The sequence below is a fragment of the Pseudomonas sp. C1C7 genome, assembly GCF_013359595.1.
Classification (GTDB): Bacteria; Pseudomonadota; Gammaproteobacteria; order Pseudomonadales; family Pseudomonadaceae; genus Aquipseudomonas.
In genome coordinates this window covers 44,067-58,720 of record NZ_JABFMP010000007.1, presented here as the reverse complement: position 1 = coordinate 58,720, position 14,654 = coordinate 44,067, and the positions used below count along the sequence as shown (strand labels likewise).

Here is a 14,654-nt window from a genome sequence, read left to right as displayed (position 1 = left end):
GATTAACCTGCGCAGAGCACTCACCACAGAAATCCTCTTCACCACAGCATCCCCTCAACACAATAAAAAACGCCGACGCTATATCAGCCGTCGGCGTTGGAAACTGCAAAAAGGTTTACCGGGCGAATCAGAACGCTGGCAGTACCGCGCCGTTGTACTTCTTCTCGATAAAGGCTTTGACTTCCGGGCTGGTCAGGGCTTTGGCCAGTTTCTGGATAGCGTCGCTGTCCTTGTTGTCAGGACGGGCCACCAGGAAGTTCACGTACGGCGAGTCGGAACCTTCGATCACCAGCGCGTCTTTGGCAGGGTTCAAGCCGGCTTCCAGCGCGTAGTTGGTGTTGATCATGTCCAGGTCGACCTGGTCCAGAACGCGCGGCAGCATGGCGGACTCAAGTTCCTTGAACTTGAAGTTGTGCGGGTTCTTGGCGATGTCTTTTGGCGTGGCCAGGGCGTTTTTCGGGTCTTTCAACTCGATCAGGCCAGCCTTCTGCAGCAGGATCAGCGCACGGCCGCTGTTGCTGCCTTCGTTCGGGATAGCGATGGTCGCGCCGTCTTTGAGCTCGGCCAGGGTTTTGACTTTCTTCGAGTAGCCACCGAACGGTTCAACGTGAACACCGATCACGGTTTCCAGGTGAGTGCCTTTGCCTTCGTTGAAGCTCTTGAGGTACGGCAGGGTCTGGAAGTAGTTGGCGTCCAGACGCTTCTGGTCGACCTGCACGTTTGGCTGGACGTAGTCGGTGAAGACTTTGATTTCCAGGTCCACGCCTTCTTTGGCGAGGGTTGGCTTGATCAGTTCCAGAATCTCGGCGTGTGGAATCGGGGTCGCCGCTACCACCAGTTTCTCGCCAGCCTGGGCCAGGCCCGCGGTCAGGGCCGCCGCCAGTGCGGTGAACAACAGAACCTTTTTCATGCAGTGTCCTTATCGAAAATCACGGTCGCTCGTGGCGACGGCTAACAGTACGTGTGCCAGTGATGTGCTATCGCTGGCGTGACGCGGAAGATACCGGGATTTTTTATTCCCGAACAATATCTTTTATTCACGTTCATATTCCATTTTGTTCATACAGCTCTGGCACGCGTGTTCCACGTACACCTGCCCCACCCTCAACCTGTGGCTTTAACCTGTGGGGGCGAGCTCGCTCCTACAGGAATTGTTGCAGCGCTGCTTTTTCGGCGGGCGTGCCATTGCGCAGCAGGTGCAGGAGCTTTTGTTCCAGCGGCGTGTGCAGCTCGGGCAGGTTCAGATGCTCCGGCAAGATCTCGTCACCGGTACTGACCAGCAGCGCGAAGTGAATGACGTTCTCCAGCTCCCGGGTATTGCCCGGCCAGCTGTGCTGCTCCAGCACCTGCTGCGCGGCTTCGCTGATCAGCGGCACCGGCAGGTCCAGGCGCTGGCTGTAGATACCGAGGAAGTATTCGGCCAACGACAGAATGTCCCCCACCCGTTCGCGCAAGGCCGGCAATTCTAGCTGCCCTTCGCTGAGGTAGTGATAAAGCCGTTCATGGAATTTGCCGGCCGCCACCGCCTGGGCCAGGTCGATGCTGGTGGCGGCGACCAGGCGCACATCCACCGGGCTCGGCTGGTGCGCACCGACCCGGGTGACTTCATGATTTTCCAGCGCCGCGAGCAGCTTGATCTGGATCGGCAGCGGCAGGTCGCCGATCTCATCCAAATAAAGCGTGCCGCCATTGGCCGAGCCGAACCAGCCGGCGCGACTGCTGGCCGAGCCGCTGTAGCTGCCGGCGGCATAGCCGAACAATTCGGCGTCGGCGTAGGTCGGGCTGATCGCCCCGCAATTGACCGAGACGAACAATCCGCCGCGATCGCTGGCGCGATGAATATGCCGCGCCAGCAACTCCTTGCCGGTACCGGTTTCACCACGGATCAGCACTGAAATCGAACGCGGCGCCAGTTGCTCCAGCTCCTGGCGCAATTGCCGCGAGCGTGGATCGACGAACACCAGCGCCTTGGCGCGGATGCTCAGGGGACTTTTTTCGGCGTCGGGGAAGGTCAGCAGCGGCTGACCGAAGATTTCAAAACTCATGGCAGTCTCCCGCCCAAAACCGCCGGGAGACGGGGGCGTTGAAAGGTTTAGGCGCGGCGCAGGGCGTGATGTTCCATGCGGTTCTGCAGGCGATAGAGATAGGCGAAGCCCTGCTCCCAGCGCCGATGCCCGGACTTCACGTTGATGTGCCCGGCACCGGCGAGAATCCCCGCTTCGGCGCCCCAATGACGCGCCAGCTCCAGAGCCCTGGGCGCGCTGATGGCGCTGTCGTTGTCGGAGCTGACCACCTGGCTCGGGAACGGCAGCAGGTCGGTGGGAATCGGCGCGAAGTTGCGCAAGGCCGGCGCGCAGGCAGGGCGCTCGACGTCGGCCGGTGCGACCAGCAGCGCCCCGTGCACCTGGCGCAGCATCGGCAGCGGCGCGGTGGCGGCCCAATGGGCGACGGTGATGCAGCCCAGGCTGTGGGCAATCAGAATCACCGGCGTGCTGTCGGCGGCAATCGCCTCGGCCAACGCCGCGACCCAGTCTTCACGACGGGGCGTCAGCCAGTCGGCCTGTTCCACCCGCGCGCTGTTCGGCAGGCTGTGGTGCCAGTGGCTTTGCCAATGATCTTCTGGCGATCCTTGCCAGCCCGGCACAATCAGGTAGCGAATTGATTCGTTGCGCATGGGGGAGCTCTCCTGCGTGTCTGTTCCCGGACGAGTATAGGGAGGAGAGTTATATTCGTTAAGGAATAAGAAGCTATTTATTAAGACAAATAAGGAATAACACAACAATCAAATGTGGGAGCGGTATTTCCTTCAGGTAAAAAAAAGGGACCGCACCCTGCCAAGGAGACGGCCCCGGAAACTCAAAACTGCCAGCTGTGTTGCAACAACTGTGGTCCGATGATTGGCGATATTGGTTATCTAATAAAGGAATATTTAATTACTTTATTAGGCCCAAATCGCATATCTCCTTAAACCCTCCCCGGCCCACATGCATCAACCCTACCGACTCTTTGGGTCAACTTGATGACTGTCATTTTTCCGTTTGAGTTTCCGGGCACACAACACCTGTAGCCGCTGGCGAAGCCTGCGTCCGGCTGCTACAGGGATCGTGTTTTGGCTTAATTGATCGTTGTTGCCTGCATTTGCCGAGACTCCGGGACCTCCTTACGGGTAAACCGGTTGGCCCGGGCGAACGTGCCGATATCGTTGAAACGCACCCCCATCTCGCGCATCACTTCATGCGCCACCGGCGCCGTCATCTGGCGGATGTAGAACGGCTCTTTCACCACGAAGTGATGGATGCCATGGGTGCTGCCGAAGTTGAAGCAGAACGCCTGCAGCGGCCACAGCCACCAAGCGTTGAGCACCTGGGTTTGCTGGATCACGTTGCCCAGTTCCACATCGCCGTAGTAGTGCATGTTCGAGCTGATGAAGTGCAGGCAGAAGGTGCGCAGCACGTTGGGACCGATAATCACCACGGCGGCGATGTCGATCACGTTCATCACCGACAGCGTGATCGCCGACCATTCGATTGGCGCCCCCATCAGATGCGCGATGCCATTGACCGCATGGAAGCCGAGAAACACATACCACGCGCCCCAATGCAGCAGCGCCAGCGGCGCGTAGACCTTCAGCACGCGCTTGATGATGCTGAATTTATGCGCCCAGGTTTTCGCCCGCAGCATGCGGATGAACGCCGACATCATGTTGTCGCCGACCATCAGCAGCCGCGCAAAACCCCAGGGCTCGCCATTGGTGATCGCCCGCTCTTCCATGTCGGTTTCGGTGCCGGACACCTTGTGGTGGTTCAGATGCAGGTGCCGGCGAATCCACGGGTTGATGGTGCTCGGCCGCGCCAGCCAGACCAGGCCCATCATCAGGTTGTGCGGCACCCGCTGCTTGCGAAAGTACATGCTGTGGATCAGGTCGTGTTCCAGCTCGTGGGTCAGCGAGGCGAAGAAAGCGTTGAACAAGAGGCACGCCCACCACGCCAGATACCCATTGATGTAGAGCGCCGCCGACCCGATCATCCCCGCCAGGGCGAAGGTCAGAATGCCGGCGCCGAGGGCGTCCTGATGCTTGAGAATCGGGTAGCGCTCGCGCAGTTCGACGCCCTTGGCCAGCACCACTTCACGAATATGCGCCGATCGCTGTGCAGCATTCAGTCGCTGGGGACTTGCAGAAGTACGGTCCATGCTTCCATCCTCTGGTTATTGATGGTTCGCATCTTGATCGCTGCGCCTTCGTGCAGCGGTAGCCGTGAACGCCAACCTGTTGACCGGAAGCGCCAATCAGCATGACTGAACCGACCTCCCTCGCCAGCTGGACCCGCGCCCTGCGCAAGCAACTCGATGCCCTGGGCCTGGACAGCAACGCACTGTGCCGACAGGCCGGGCTCGACCCGCAGCTTATGGACGACCCCAACGCCCGCTATCCGTTGTCCGGCACCACGCGGCTGTGGGAGCTGGCGGTGCAGGCGAGCGGCGATCCGGCGATCGGCTTGCGCGTCTCGCGTTTCGTCAGCCCCACCACCTTCCACGCACTCGGTTATGCGCTGGTGGCCAGCGGCAGTTTGCGCGAGGTGTTCGAGCGCATCGTGCGTTATCACCAGGTGGTCAGCGATGCCCTGGAACTGGAGCTGACCCGCGCCGAAGACCGCTACCTGTTCCGCCTGAAAATCCCCCCGGGCAATCTCGCCCCGGCCTTCGAAGCCATCGACGCCTTCACCGCCATTTACGTGCGCACTTGCCGCAATCGCCTGGGTCGCGACTACGCACCGCTGGCGGTGTACCTGCGCCGCCCGGAACCAGCGGATTCGCACCAGTGGCACAAGGTATTGCGCTCGCCGGTGCACTTTGGCGCCAGCGAGGACCGCCTGGAATTTGCCCTGATCGACTTCGACAGCCACCTGGACGACGCCAACCCGGAGCTGGCCGAACACAACGAAACCGTGCTCAAGCGCACCCTGGCGCAACTCAAGCCGCTGACCTGGGAACGCAAGGTGCGCGATGCCATCGAGGAACAACTGCCCGAAGGCGAACCGAGCGCCGAGCACATCGCCAAGGCACTGCACCTGAGCCTGCGCAGCCTGCAACGGCATCTGGCGGATGAGGGCTGCCGGTTCGATACCCTGCTCAACGAAAGCCGCGAAAACCTGGCGCTACTGCACCTGCGCGATCCGCAATGTTCGTTGAGTGAGATCAGCTATTTGCTCGGCTTCGCCGATACCAGCAGCTTCAGCCGGGCGTTCAAGCGCTGGACCGGGATGACGCCGGGGCAGTTTCGGGATGGGTTGCGCTGACGGACCCAGAAGGTGGGTTGCCTGGTCTGGCCTCTTCGCGGGCAAGCCCGCTCCCACAGGGTTTTGGGTTGATCACAAAACTGTGACTCACACAGATCACTGTGGGAGCGGGCTTGCCCGCGAAGGGGCCATGTCAGTCAGCACCAATGCCTGCTGACACCCCCTCAATCCTCAGATCGTCGCCAACGCCCGCAATCGCTTGGCATCGAGGATTTCGATTTCGCCGTAACTCAGCCCGATGATCCCCTGCCCCTGCAGTTCCTTGAGGATCTGGTTAGTGGTCTGGCGCGACAGCGACAACATTGCAGCCAGTTGTTCCTGCGGCAGTTGCAGGACGCGGCGCGGCTCGTCGAGCTGGCCGTAGCCTTCGGCGATCAGCAGCAAGCGATGCGCCAGCCGTGTCGGGGCAGGCATCAGGCTCAGCTGTTCGAGATTGATGAAGGTCATGCGCAGTTTCTGGCTCATCAGCAGCGCCAGTTGCCGCCAGTGCGCCGGCTGTTCCTCGAGTAATGCCAGCAATACCGATTGCGGGATGTGCAGCAGCGTGCACGGGCCCGCGGCAAACGCATCGTGGGTACGCAGCTGCCCGTCGAACAGGCAGATCTCGCCGAACCAGTGCGGCGCTTCCACCAGGCTCAGCAGCGCTTCCTTGCCCTGCTCGTTGACCGAGCCGACGCGCACCGCGCCTTCGAGCACCGCGTACAGTCCGCAGGGTGAATCGCCGCGCTGGAACAACCGCTGGCCCGCGGTCAGCTGTCGCAAGCGTGCCGCCTTCAGCAGGCTATCCTGAAGGGACACAGGCAGATGGCTGAACCACTGACCGCGCATCAGGCGCGTACGCCACACCTGCTTATCCATGAAAACTCCTAGAGATTGTCGCCTGGCCGACAGAGCGGGAAACGGCCCCCGAGGCAAGATCAGTCACCCTACAGGAGGAATAACAATGAAAAAAAGCCTCGTTGACCATCTCGCTCAATACGCCGCCTACCACCGCGATCCACGCAACATTGCCACCCACTTCATCGGCATTCCGCTGATCGTGGTAGCGGTGGCTGTGCTGCTGTCGCGTCCGCAATGGGGCGGTGGCTGGCTGTCGCCGGCGGTGCTGGTGTCACTGGCCTCGGCCTGGTTCTACCTGCGCCTGGAACGGCGCCTCGGCGTGCTGATGACGGTGCTGCTGGGGCTGTGCGTGTGGGCCGGGAATGTGCTGGCCCAGCAGAGCACGCTGGTGTGGCTGAGCAGCGGCGTCGGGATGTTTGTGGTGGGTTGGGCGATTCAGTTTGTCGGGCATCACTACGAAGGGCGCAAGCCAGCGTTTGTCGATGACGTGACCGGGTTGATTGTCGGGCCGTTGTTTGTGGTGGCCGAGGTGGCGTTCATGCTGGGGTTGCGGCGGGGGCTCAAAGAGCAGATCGAGGCGCGTGTGGGTGGGGTGCGGTTGAATCCGAATCGCGCGGCGGCCTAGGCCGCTTTAAAAGATCGCAGCCTGCGGCAGCCCCTACAGGGTTTTGGGTCGGTCACAAAAAGTGCAACCAAACCGAAATCACTGTAGGAGCTGCCGAAGGCTGCGATCTTTTGCTTTTAAAGGTTGGCGACTTTCTGCCAGACCTTGGGCTTGAAGAACAGCGTTTCACCCTTGGCCAACCCGATCAGGCTGTCGTGATCCTTCACCACTTCGGCCTCGATCAGATCGCTCTGCCCTTCCACCTTCAGCGTCACCCGGGTCGTCGCGCCCAGCGGGCGGATGTCCCGCACTTCTGCCGCGTGGTGATCTTCCAGTTCATGCCTGGACAACGACACTTCGTGCGGACGGAACAGCACGTGGTTGTCTTCACCCAGATGCAGACGGTTCGAATCGCCGAGGAAGTGATAGACGAAATCGCTGGCCGGGTTTTCGTAGACGTCGCCCGGTGAGCCGATCTGCTCGATCACGCCCTTGTTCATCACCACGATACGGTCGGCGACTTCCATGGCCTCTTCCTGGTCGTGGGTCACGAAAACCGAGGTGAGGTTGATGTCTTCGTGCAGCCGCGCCAGCCAGCGGCGCAGTTCCTTGCGCACCTTGGCGTCCAGCGCCCCGAAAGGCTCGTCGAGCAGCAGTACCTTGGGTTCCACCGCCAGCGCACGGGCCAGGGCGATACGCTGGCGCTGGCCGCCGGAGAGTTGTTCAGGATAGCGATCAGCCAGCCAATCGAGCTGCACCATGTTCAGCAGTTCGTGAACCTTGGTGGCGATCTGGCTTTCGCTCGGGCGCTGTTTTTTCGGCTTCATGCGCAGGCCGAACGCGACGTTGTCGAACACCGTCATGTGGCGGAACAAGGCGTAGTGCTGGAACACGAAACCGACGTTGCGATCGCGCACGTCGTGGCCGGAAACGTCTTCGCCGTGGAACACGATGTTGCCCTGATCCGGGGTTTCAAGGCCCGCGATGATCCGCAGCAAGGTGGTCTTGCCGCAGCCTGACGGGCCGAGCAACGCCACCAGCTCACCGCTGCGGATGTCCAGGCTGATGTCGTTCAGCGCTTTGAACGCATTGAAATTCTTGCTGACGTTACGCACTTCGATTGACATGGAATCATTCCTCCGCGGCGCTGGCGCGCAGGCGGTTAATACGGTTTTCGCTCCACTGCTTGAGCAGCAGGATGAAGAGCGCCAGGATCAGCAACAGGCTCGCCACGGCGAACGCGGCCACGTGGTTGTATTCGTTGTAGAGGATCTCGACGTGCAGCGGCAGGGTGTTGGTCACCCCGCGAATGTGCCCGGACACCACCGACACCGCACCGAACTCACCCATGGCCCGCGCGGTGCACAGCACCACGCCGTAGATCAGGCCCCATTTGATGTTGGGCACCGTGACGTGCCAGAACATCTGCCAGCCATTGGCCCCCAACAGGCGGGCGGCTTCCTCTTCCTGCGTGCCCTGCTCCTGCATCAGCGGAATCAGCTCCCGCGCCACGAACGGCACGGTGACGAAAATCGTCGCCAGCACGATGCCCGGCAAGGCGAACACGATCTGGATGTCGTGATCCGACAGCCACGGCCCGAACAGGCCCTGGGCACCGAACATCAGCACGTAGACCAGACCTGCGATCACCGGCGACACCGAAAACGGCAGGTCGATCAGAGTCACCAGCATGCTCTTGCCGCGAAACGAGTACTTGCTCACGCACCAGGCGGCACTGACGCCGAACACCAGGTTCAGCGGCACCGAAATCAGCACGGCGATCACCGTGAGTTTCAGCGCCGACAGGGCGTCGGGTTCAAAGATCGCGACGAAGAACGCACCGATGCCGTTCTTCAAGCCCTGGGACACCACGATGAACAGTGGCAACAACAGGAACAGAGCGAAGATCAGCCAGCCGAGGCCGATCAGGACGCGCCGCGCCACCGGGCTGCCACGGCGAGCGGCGTTGGCCGAGGAAGCGGCAGCAATAGACGATTGGGACATGTTCTGCGCCTCCTTATGGGGTTTCGATGCGGCGCTGCAGCAGGTTGATCAGCAGCAGCAGAATGAAGGAAACCACCAGCATCAGTACGCCAATGGAGGTCGCGCCGGTGTAATCGTACTGGTCGAGCTTGACCATGATCAGCAGCGGCAGAATCTCGGTTTTCATCGGCATGTTGCCGGCGATGAAGATCACCGAACCGTACTCGCCGACCCCACGGGCAAAGGCCAGGGCGAAACCGGTCAACCAGGCCGGCAGCAGGGCCGGAATCAGGATGTGGCGGAACACCTGCAGCGGTTTAGCGCCCAGGCACGCGGCCGCTTCTTCCACTTCTTTGGGGATATCGGCCAATACCGGCTGTACGGTACGTACCACGAATGGAAGGGTCACAAAAGTCAGGGCAAGAGTGATGCCCAGAGGGGTGTAGGCGATCTTGAAACCCAGATCCGTCGCGAACTGACCGACCAGACCGGTGGGGGCATAGAGCGCGGTCAGCGCGATACCGGCTACGGCGGTGGGCAATGCGAAGGGCAGGTCGATCATCGCGTCGATGATTTTGCGACCGGGGAAGGTGTAGCGCACCAGCACCCAGGCCAGCAGCGTGCCGATGATGCCGTTGATGATTGCGGCATAGAGCGCGGTGCCGAAGCTCAGCTTCAACGCCGCCAGCACCCGTGGCGCCGAAACGATTGCCCAGAACTGATCCCAGGTGAGTTGAGCGGCATGCACGAACATCGCTGCCAGGGGTATGAGCACAATCAGGCTGAGGTACACCAAGGTGTAGCCCAGCGTCAGCCCGAAGCCGGGTATGACGGGGGAGATACGACGCGACATAAAAGTCCTTGGTTGATGAAGCAATCACTGGGAGCAGGCTTGCAGTTAAACCAGGCAGTTAAGCCCCCTCGCCACAGTGTTCTGTCCCACATTTGCAATGCGCCTCACGGAGGCGCATTGGTGGCTATTTAAGATTACTGCGCCTGATAGATCTGGTCGAACACGCCACCATCATTGAAGAATTTCGGCTGTGCGGTTTTCCACCCGCCGAAGTCCTTGTCGATGGTCACCAGTTCCAGTTTCGGGAACTGGTTGACGTATTTGGCCGCGACATCCTTGTCACGAGGACGATAGAAGTTTTTCGCCGCGATTTCCTGGCCAGCCGGGCTGTACAGGTGCTTGAGGTAGGCTTCGGCGATCTGCTCGTTGCCCTTCTTCTCGGCGTTCTTGTCGACCACGGCCACCGGAGGCTCGGCGAGGATCGACAGCGAAGGCACGACGATGTCGAACTTGTCGGCGCCGCCGTCTTCCTTCAGCGCCAGGAAGGCTTCGTTTTCCCAGGCCAGCAGCACGTCGCCCTGACCGTTGTTCACGAAGGTAATGGTCGAGCCGCGGGCACCGGTGTCCAGCACGGGCACGTGCTTGAACAGGGTCTGTACGTATTCCTTGGCCTTGGCTTCGTCACCGCCGTTGGCTTTGAGGCCATAGGCCCAGGCCGCGAGGAAGTTCCAGCGCGCGCCGCCGGAGGTTTTCGGGTTAGGCGTGATCACCGAGACGTCGTTCTTGACCAGGTCGCCCCAGTCCTTGATGCCCTTGGGGTTGCCCTTGCGCACCAGGAACACGATGGTCGAGGTGTAAGGCGTGCTCGCTTCCGGCAGACGCTTCTGCCAGTCGGCCGGCAGGGTCTTGCCCAGCTTGGCGATTTCGTCGATGTCACCGGCAAGCGCCAGGGTCACCACGTCGGCACGCAGGCCATCGATCACCGCCCGGCCCTGCTTGCCCGAACCACCGTGGGACTGCTGGATTTTCACGTTGTCGCCAGGGTTGCTCTTTTTCCAGAAGTTGACGAATTCGGCGTTGTAATCCTGATACAACTCGCGAGTCGGGTCGTAGGACACGTTGAGCAGTTCGTAGTCCTTGGCAACCGCGGAACCGGCAAACAGGGCGCTGGCCAGGGCGGCCAAAGCGAAGTGGCGAATCGACGACATGGTGAAAGCTCCTGGAATTCTAATTATGTTGGCGAGTTGTTATGGATTTCTGGAATCGCGGTGTCGGTTCTACGTTCGCCTCAGCCCGGCTTGTTGCCCGGCTGCTGCAAGCGGAATTTTTCCTTGCGTTCGATCTGGACCACCTGGGCGTTGTGCACGGTGATCTCCACGGCGCCGAAACGCAGATCGCGCAGGGCGCTCTGGATTTCACGCAGGATGGTTGCTTCGTCCTGACCGTCAACGCTACGTAGGGATGCGCTCATGGTGCTGCTCCTTCGACTATGGGATTGCCTGGCAGTGGCGGCACTGCTTGCGGCGTGGAATCAATAGTAGAGAGGCGCTGATATTCTTAAAAATACTATTTAAGAATGTTTATATAACCAGAAACAAATATTTGGCGGGACTGGGTTTGAAGATCAAAAGATCGCAGCCTTCGGCAGCTCCTACAGGGAAATGCATTCCAAATGCAGGAGCTGCCGAAGGCTGCGATCTTTGTAGCAGCTGGCGAAGCCTGCGTTCGGCTGCGCAGCAGTCGTGAAATCAGAGCACGCGGTGGATCAGGCGGATCGCGCAGGCAGGGTTTGCGACTGCTTCGCAGCCGAACGCAGGCTTCGCCAGCTGCTACAGGTGCTGCGGTGCCCAGACTAATTGCTCAGCCGGCACCGGCCGGCCGAACCAGTAGCCCTGCCCCAACTGGCTGCCATGTTCGAGCAAAAACGCCGCCTGTTCGGCCTGCTCGATACCCTCGGCGTGCACCTGCATGCCCATGCTCTGCGCCAGGGCGATGATCACCCGGACGATGGCCGCATCATCCTCGTCCCAGGGCAACCCGGCGACGAAACCCTGATCGATCTTGAGCTTCTGCACCGGCAAGCGCTTGAGTCGCAGCAGCGATGAATAGCCGGTGCCGAAATCGTCGATGGCCAGCTGCACGCCCAGCTCACGCAGGCGATACATCTGCTCCAGCGCCACCTCGGGGTCTTCCATCACCGCGCTTTCGGTGACTTCCAGCTCCAGACAGGCTGGATCCAGCCCGGTTTCGTGCAGCACCCTGGCCACTTGCTCATACAGCTCACGACGGGCGAACAGGCGGGACGAGATATTCACCGCGACAAACGCCAGCCCCCTGCCCGCCTTCTGCCACTGGCACATCTGCCGACACGCCTGCTGCATTACCCAGGCATCGATTTCGGCAATCAGCCCCGTGCGCTCGGCAATCGGAATGAACTCCGCTGGCGACACCAGGCCCCGCTGCGGATGCTCCCAGCGCACCAGCGCCTCGAGGCCGATCAGGCGACTGGTTCGCAAGTCGTGCACCGGCTGGTAGTAAACCCGCAGTTGCTCCTGGTCCAGCGCATGACGCAATTCGAACGAGGTCTCGACCCGCTGCTGGGCATGGGCGGTCAGTTCCTCGGTGTAGAGCGCATAGTCGTTGCGGCCGGCGCTCTTGGCCTTGAACAGCGCGGAATCGGCATTGCGCAACAATTGCTCGGCGCTCAAGGCATCGGCGGGGAACAGGCTGATGCCGATGCTGGTGTTGATGAACAACTGATGCCCATCGATGGGGAACGCTTGTTTGAGCCCGTCGATGATGCGCCGGGCCAGCGCCGCCGCCTGCTCCACCTGTGGACAGTTCTCGGCCAGCACCGCGAACTCGTCGCCGCCCAGCCGCGCCAGGGTGATGCCGGGCTCGAACATGGCCTTCAGGCGTTCGGCGACCGCCTTGAGCAACTGGTCGCCGATGGTGTGGCCGAGGCTGTCGTTGATCATCTTGAAATGATCCAGATCGATCAGCAGCAGTGCGCAACCGCGTTTGTGCAACTGCGCCGACGTCAGGGCCTGTTTCGCGCGATCGGTGAACAGCAGGCGATTGGGCAGGTCGGTCAGCGGATCGTAATGCGCCAGGTGCATGCGCTCCTGTTCGGAATGCTTGATCGCGCTGATGTCGGAGAACACTGCGACATAGTGGCTGCGCTGCCCCAGGTCGTCGTGAATGACGCGGATGGTTTGCCACTGCGGGTAGATTTCGCCGCTTTTGCGACGGTTCCAGATTTCGCCGCTCCACTCGCTTTCGCTCTCCAGGGTCGCAAACATCGCCTGGTAGAAGTCCGCCGAATGACGGCCGGACTTGAACAGGTTCGGCCGCTTGCCCAGCACCTCTTCGCGCTGGTAACCGGTGATGTGCATGAAGGCCGGATTGACGTGAACGATCAGGCCCTCACGATCGGTGACCAGCACGCCCTCGCGGGTACAATCGAAAACGGCCGCTGCCTGGCGCAAACGTTCACGATCTTGCGGATTTACGCGTTGTTTGGCAGCGACTCCCAAACAACGCATCAGCCGCGCGCGGGCGAAAAAGACAAAGCCTGCACTGAACAGCAGCCAGGCATAACCGTTGATCAGTTGCCATCGCGATGCCTCGACGGAATCATCGAAGAAACTGTTCAATAAATAGCCGCTGAGCTGCAGCCAGACCACGCAAAACACCAAGTAAAACAACGCTGCACGTGTGGCAGCGCGATAGCTGGCAGACATAAGACTGTCCATGTCCCTACAAAAATGCCGGGATTATAAAGCAAAGGGCCACTCTTATCTGAAAGCGCGACTGGTTTTCTCGTTGGGCATGGGGATAATGCAACGGCTGTTTTTTTCTTTATCGAGGGCCCTATAGCCTATGTGGTACGAAGGTTTTCTCGGCTTGTCGGCCTGGTCATTGGTCGCAGTCACCCTGCTGATGACTCACGTGACAATCGTCTCCGTCACGGTCTATCTGCACCGCTATTCAGCCCATCGCTCCCTTGAGCTCAATGCCGGCCTGAAACATTTCTTCCGCTTCTGGCTGTGGCTGACCACGGCGCAGAACACCCGCGAGTGGACGGCGATCCACCGCAAGCACCACGCCAAGTGCGAAACCGTCGATGACCCGCACAGCCCGGTGATCAAGGGCCTTTCGACCGTTCTGCGCAAAGGCGCCGAGCTGTACCGCGCCGAGGCGGAAAACGCCGAGACCCTGCGCATTTACGGCAAAAACTGCCCGGAAGACTGGATCGAGCGCAACCTCTACAGCCGCTACCCGAAACTGGGCGTGATGATCATGGCGGTCATCGACCTGCTGCTGTTCGGCACCATCGGCATCACCATCTGGGCAATCCAGATGATGTGGATTCCGGTGTGGGCCGCCGGTGTGGTCAACGGTCTGGGCCACGCGATTGGCTACCGCAACTTCGAATGCCGCGATGCGGCGACCAATCTGGTGCCATGGGGCATCCTGATCGGCGGCGAAGAGCTGCACAACAACCATCACACCTACCCGAACTCGGCCAAGCTGTCGGTAAAGAAGTGGGAGTTCGACCTGGGCTGGGCCTGGATTCAAGTGTTCAGCTTCCTGCGCCTGGCCAAGGTGCAGCGCGTGGCGCCGATTGCCCACCGCGTCGAAGGCAAGGGCAGCCTGGACATGGACACCGCCATGGCGATCCTCAACAACCGCTTCCAGATCATGGCCCAGTACCGCAAGTTGGTGATCGGCCCGCTGGTCAAGCAGGAGCTGGCCAAGGTCGATCATTCGGTCCGCCACCAGTTCCGCCGCGCCAAGCGCCTGCTCTCCCGGGAGACCAGCCTGCTGGACGATCGGCACCATGTGCGCATCCAGAACATGCTTGAGCACAGTCAGGCGCTGAAAGTGATCTACGAAAAACGCCTGGCCCTGCAGCAGATCTGGGTCAAGACCAGCTCCAACGGCCACGACATGCTCGCCGCCATCAAGGATTGGGTGCACGAGGCCGAGGCCAGCGGGATTCAGTCGCTGCGTGATTTTGCCGATCAGTTGAAGACCTACTCTCTGCGTCCGGCAGCCTGATCGCCGAGGCTTTTGTGCAGGAGCTGCCGAAGGCTGCGATCTTTTGATCTTGTTTTTTAAGATCAAAAGATCG

The 14,654-nt window shown here is 60.7% G+C and carries 14 protein-coding genes; 3 read left to right on the top strand and 11 right to left on the bottom strand.

Going from position 1 to position 14,654, the window contains the following annotated elements:
* Window positions 1-127: 127 nt before the first annotated feature.
* From HNO86_RS07975 to HNO86_RS07960, 4 genes are all read right to left on the bottom strand, one after another.
* The gene (locus HNO86_RS07975; RefSeq protein ID WP_175376457.1) at window positions 128-910 is read right to left on the bottom strand and encodes a MetQ/NlpA family ABC transporter substrate-binding protein; all 783 of its coding nucleotides are present in this window, start codon (window positions 908-910) and stop codon (window positions 128-130) included.
* A gap of 232 nt (window positions 911-1,142) precedes the next feature.
* Window positions 1,143-2,045, bottom strand: a complete 903-nt coding sequence (locus HNO86_RS07970) for a sigma 54-interacting transcriptional regulator (protein ID WP_175376456.1) — start codon at window positions 2,043-2,045, stop codon at window positions 1,143-1,145.
* A gap of 47 nt (window positions 2,046-2,092) precedes the next feature.
* Window positions 2,093-2,674: an alpha/beta hydrolase gene (locus HNO86_RS07965; protein WP_175376455.1), complete on the bottom strand. Its 582-nt coding sequence runs from the start codon at window positions 2,672-2,674 to the stop codon at window positions 2,093-2,095.
* A gap of 440 nt (window positions 2,675-3,114) precedes the next feature.
* Window positions 3,115-4,191: a fatty acid desaturase gene (locus HNO86_RS07960; RefSeq protein ID WP_175376454.1), complete on the bottom strand. Its 1,077-nt coding sequence runs from the start codon at window positions 4,189-4,191 to the stop codon at window positions 3,115-3,117.
* A 101-nt stretch (window positions 4,192-4,292) separates the two neighbouring features.
* Here HNO86_RS07960 and HNO86_RS07955 point away from each other — a divergent pair, with 101 nt between their 5' ends.
* Window positions 4,293-5,297 carry an AraC family transcriptional regulator gene (locus tag HNO86_RS07955; protein WP_175376453.1) on the top strand — a complete coding sequence of 335 codons (1,005 nt, stop codon included), beginning with the start codon at window positions 4,293-4,295 and terminating at the stop codon, window positions 5,295-5,297.
* A 171-nt stretch (window positions 5,298-5,468) separates the two neighbouring features.
* Here HNO86_RS07955 and HNO86_RS07950 read toward each other — a convergent pair whose 3' ends face one another.
* Window positions 5,469-6,155 (bottom strand): Crp/Fnr family transcriptional regulator, encoded by a 687-nt coding sequence (locus HNO86_RS07950; protein WP_175376452.1) that lies wholly within the window; start codon window positions 6,153-6,155, stop codon window positions 5,469-5,471.
* Between the two features lie 85 nt (window positions 6,156-6,240).
* Here HNO86_RS07950 and HNO86_RS07945 point away from each other — a divergent pair, with 85 nt between their 5' ends.
* Window positions 6,241-6,762 (top strand): DUF962 domain-containing protein, encoded by a 522-nt coding sequence (locus HNO86_RS07945; RefSeq protein ID WP_175376451.1) that lies wholly within the window; start codon window positions 6,241-6,243, stop codon window positions 6,760-6,762.
* A 116-nt stretch (window positions 6,763-6,878) separates the two neighbouring features.
* Here HNO86_RS07945 and HNO86_RS07940 read toward each other — a convergent pair whose 3' ends face one another.
* The 6 genes from HNO86_RS07940 to dibA form a co-directional block, all read right to left on the bottom strand.
* Window positions 6,879-7,868, bottom strand: coding sequence for a sulfate/molybdate ABC transporter ATP-binding protein (locus tag HNO86_RS07940; protein ID WP_175376450.1), 990 nt, complete (start codon window positions 7,866-7,868; stop codon window positions 6,879-6,881).
* Window positions 7,869-7,872: 4 nt separating this feature from the next.
* Window positions 7,873-8,745, bottom strand: a complete 873-nt coding sequence (gene cysW, locus HNO86_RS07935) for a sulfate ABC transporter permease subunit CysW (protein ID WP_175376449.1) — start codon at window positions 8,743-8,745, stop codon at window positions 7,873-7,875.
* Between the two features lie 13 nt (window positions 8,746-8,758).
* Entirely contained in the window at window positions 8,759-9,577 is an 819-nt protein-coding gene (cysT, locus tag HNO86_RS07930; RefSeq protein WP_175376448.1) for a sulfate ABC transporter permease subunit CysT, read from the bottom strand.
* Between the two features lie 134 nt (window positions 9,578-9,711).
* Window positions 9,712-10,725, bottom strand: a complete 1,014-nt coding sequence (locus HNO86_RS07925; protein ID WP_175376447.1) for a sulfate ABC transporter substrate-binding protein — start codon at window positions 10,723-10,725, stop codon at window positions 9,712-9,714.
* Between the two features lie 80 nt (window positions 10,726-10,805).
* Window positions 10,806-10,988, bottom strand: coding sequence for a sulfur starvation response protein OscA (oscA, locus tag HNO86_RS07920; RefSeq protein WP_007975618.1), 183 nt, complete (start codon window positions 10,986-10,988; stop codon window positions 10,806-10,808).
* Window positions 10,989-11,346: 358 nt separating this feature from the next.
* Entirely contained in the window at window positions 11,347-13,260 is a 1,914-nt protein-coding gene (dibA, locus tag HNO86_RS07915; protein WP_175376446.1) for a phosphodiesterase DibA, read from the bottom strand.
* Window positions 13,261-13,399: 139 nt separating this feature from the next.
* On the opposite strand from dibA, the gene desA reads away from it, so the two are divergent.
* A complete protein-coding gene (desA, locus tag HNO86_RS07910; protein ID WP_175376445.1) occupies window positions 13,400-14,581 on the top strand; it encodes a delta-9 fatty acid desaturase DesA in 1,182 nt (393 codons plus the stop codon).
* The last annotated feature ends 73 nt before the right edge of the window (window positions 14,582-14,654 follow it).

Bases quoted from the DNA above. Each gene is read 5' to 3' on its own strand.
- HNO86_RS07975 (WP_175376457.1), bottom strand. From the start codon at position 910: ATGAAAAAGGTTCTGTTGTTCACCGCACTGGCGGCGGCCCTGACCGCG.
- HNO86_RS07970 (WP_175376456.1), bottom strand. From the start codon at position 2,045: ATGAGTTTTGAAATCTTCGGTCAGCCGCTGCTGACCTTCCCCGACGCC.
- HNO86_RS07965 (WP_175376455.1), bottom strand. From the start codon at position 2,674: ATGCGCAACGAATCAATTCGCTACCTGATTGTGCCGGGCTGGCAAGGA.
- HNO86_RS07960 (WP_175376454.1), bottom strand. From the start codon at position 4,191: ATGGACCGTACTTCTGCAAGTCCCCAGCGACTGAATGCTGCACAGCGA.
- HNO86_RS07955 (WP_175376453.1), top strand. From the start codon at position 4,293: ATGACTGAACCGACCTCCCTCGCCAGCTGGACCCGCGCCCTGCGCAAG.
- HNO86_RS07950 (WP_175376452.1), bottom strand. From the start codon at position 6,155: ATGGATAAGCAGGTGTGGCGTACGCGCCTGATGCGCGGTCAGTGGTTC.
- HNO86_RS07945 (WP_175376451.1), top strand. From the start codon at position 6,241: ATGAAAAAAAGCCTCGTTGACCATCTCGCTCAATACGCCGCCTACCAC.
- HNO86_RS07940 (WP_175376450.1), bottom strand. From the start codon at position 7,868: ATGTCAATCGAAGTGCGTAACGTCAGCAAGAATTTCAATGCGTTCAAA.
- cysW (WP_175376449.1), bottom strand. From the start codon at position 8,745: ATGTCCCAATCGTCTATTGCTGCCGCTTCCTCGGCCAACGCCGCTCGC.
- cysT (WP_175376448.1), bottom strand. From the start codon at position 9,577: ATGTCGCGTCGTATCTCCCCCGTCATACCCGGCTTCGGGCTGACGCTG.
- HNO86_RS07925 (WP_175376447.1), bottom strand. From the start codon at position 10,725: ATGTCGTCGATTCGCCACTTCGCTTTGGCCGCCCTGGCCAGCGCCCTG.
- oscA (WP_007975618.1), bottom strand. From the start codon at position 10,988: ATGAGCGCATCCCTACGTAGCGTTGACGGTCAGGACGAAGCAACCATC.
- dibA (WP_175376446.1), bottom strand. From the start codon at position 13,260: ATGTCTGCCAGCTATCGCGCTGCCACACGTGCAGCGTTGTTTTACTTG.
- desA (WP_175376445.1), top strand. From the start codon at position 13,400: ATGTGGTACGAAGGTTTTCTCGGCTTGTCGGCCTGGTCATTGGTCGCA.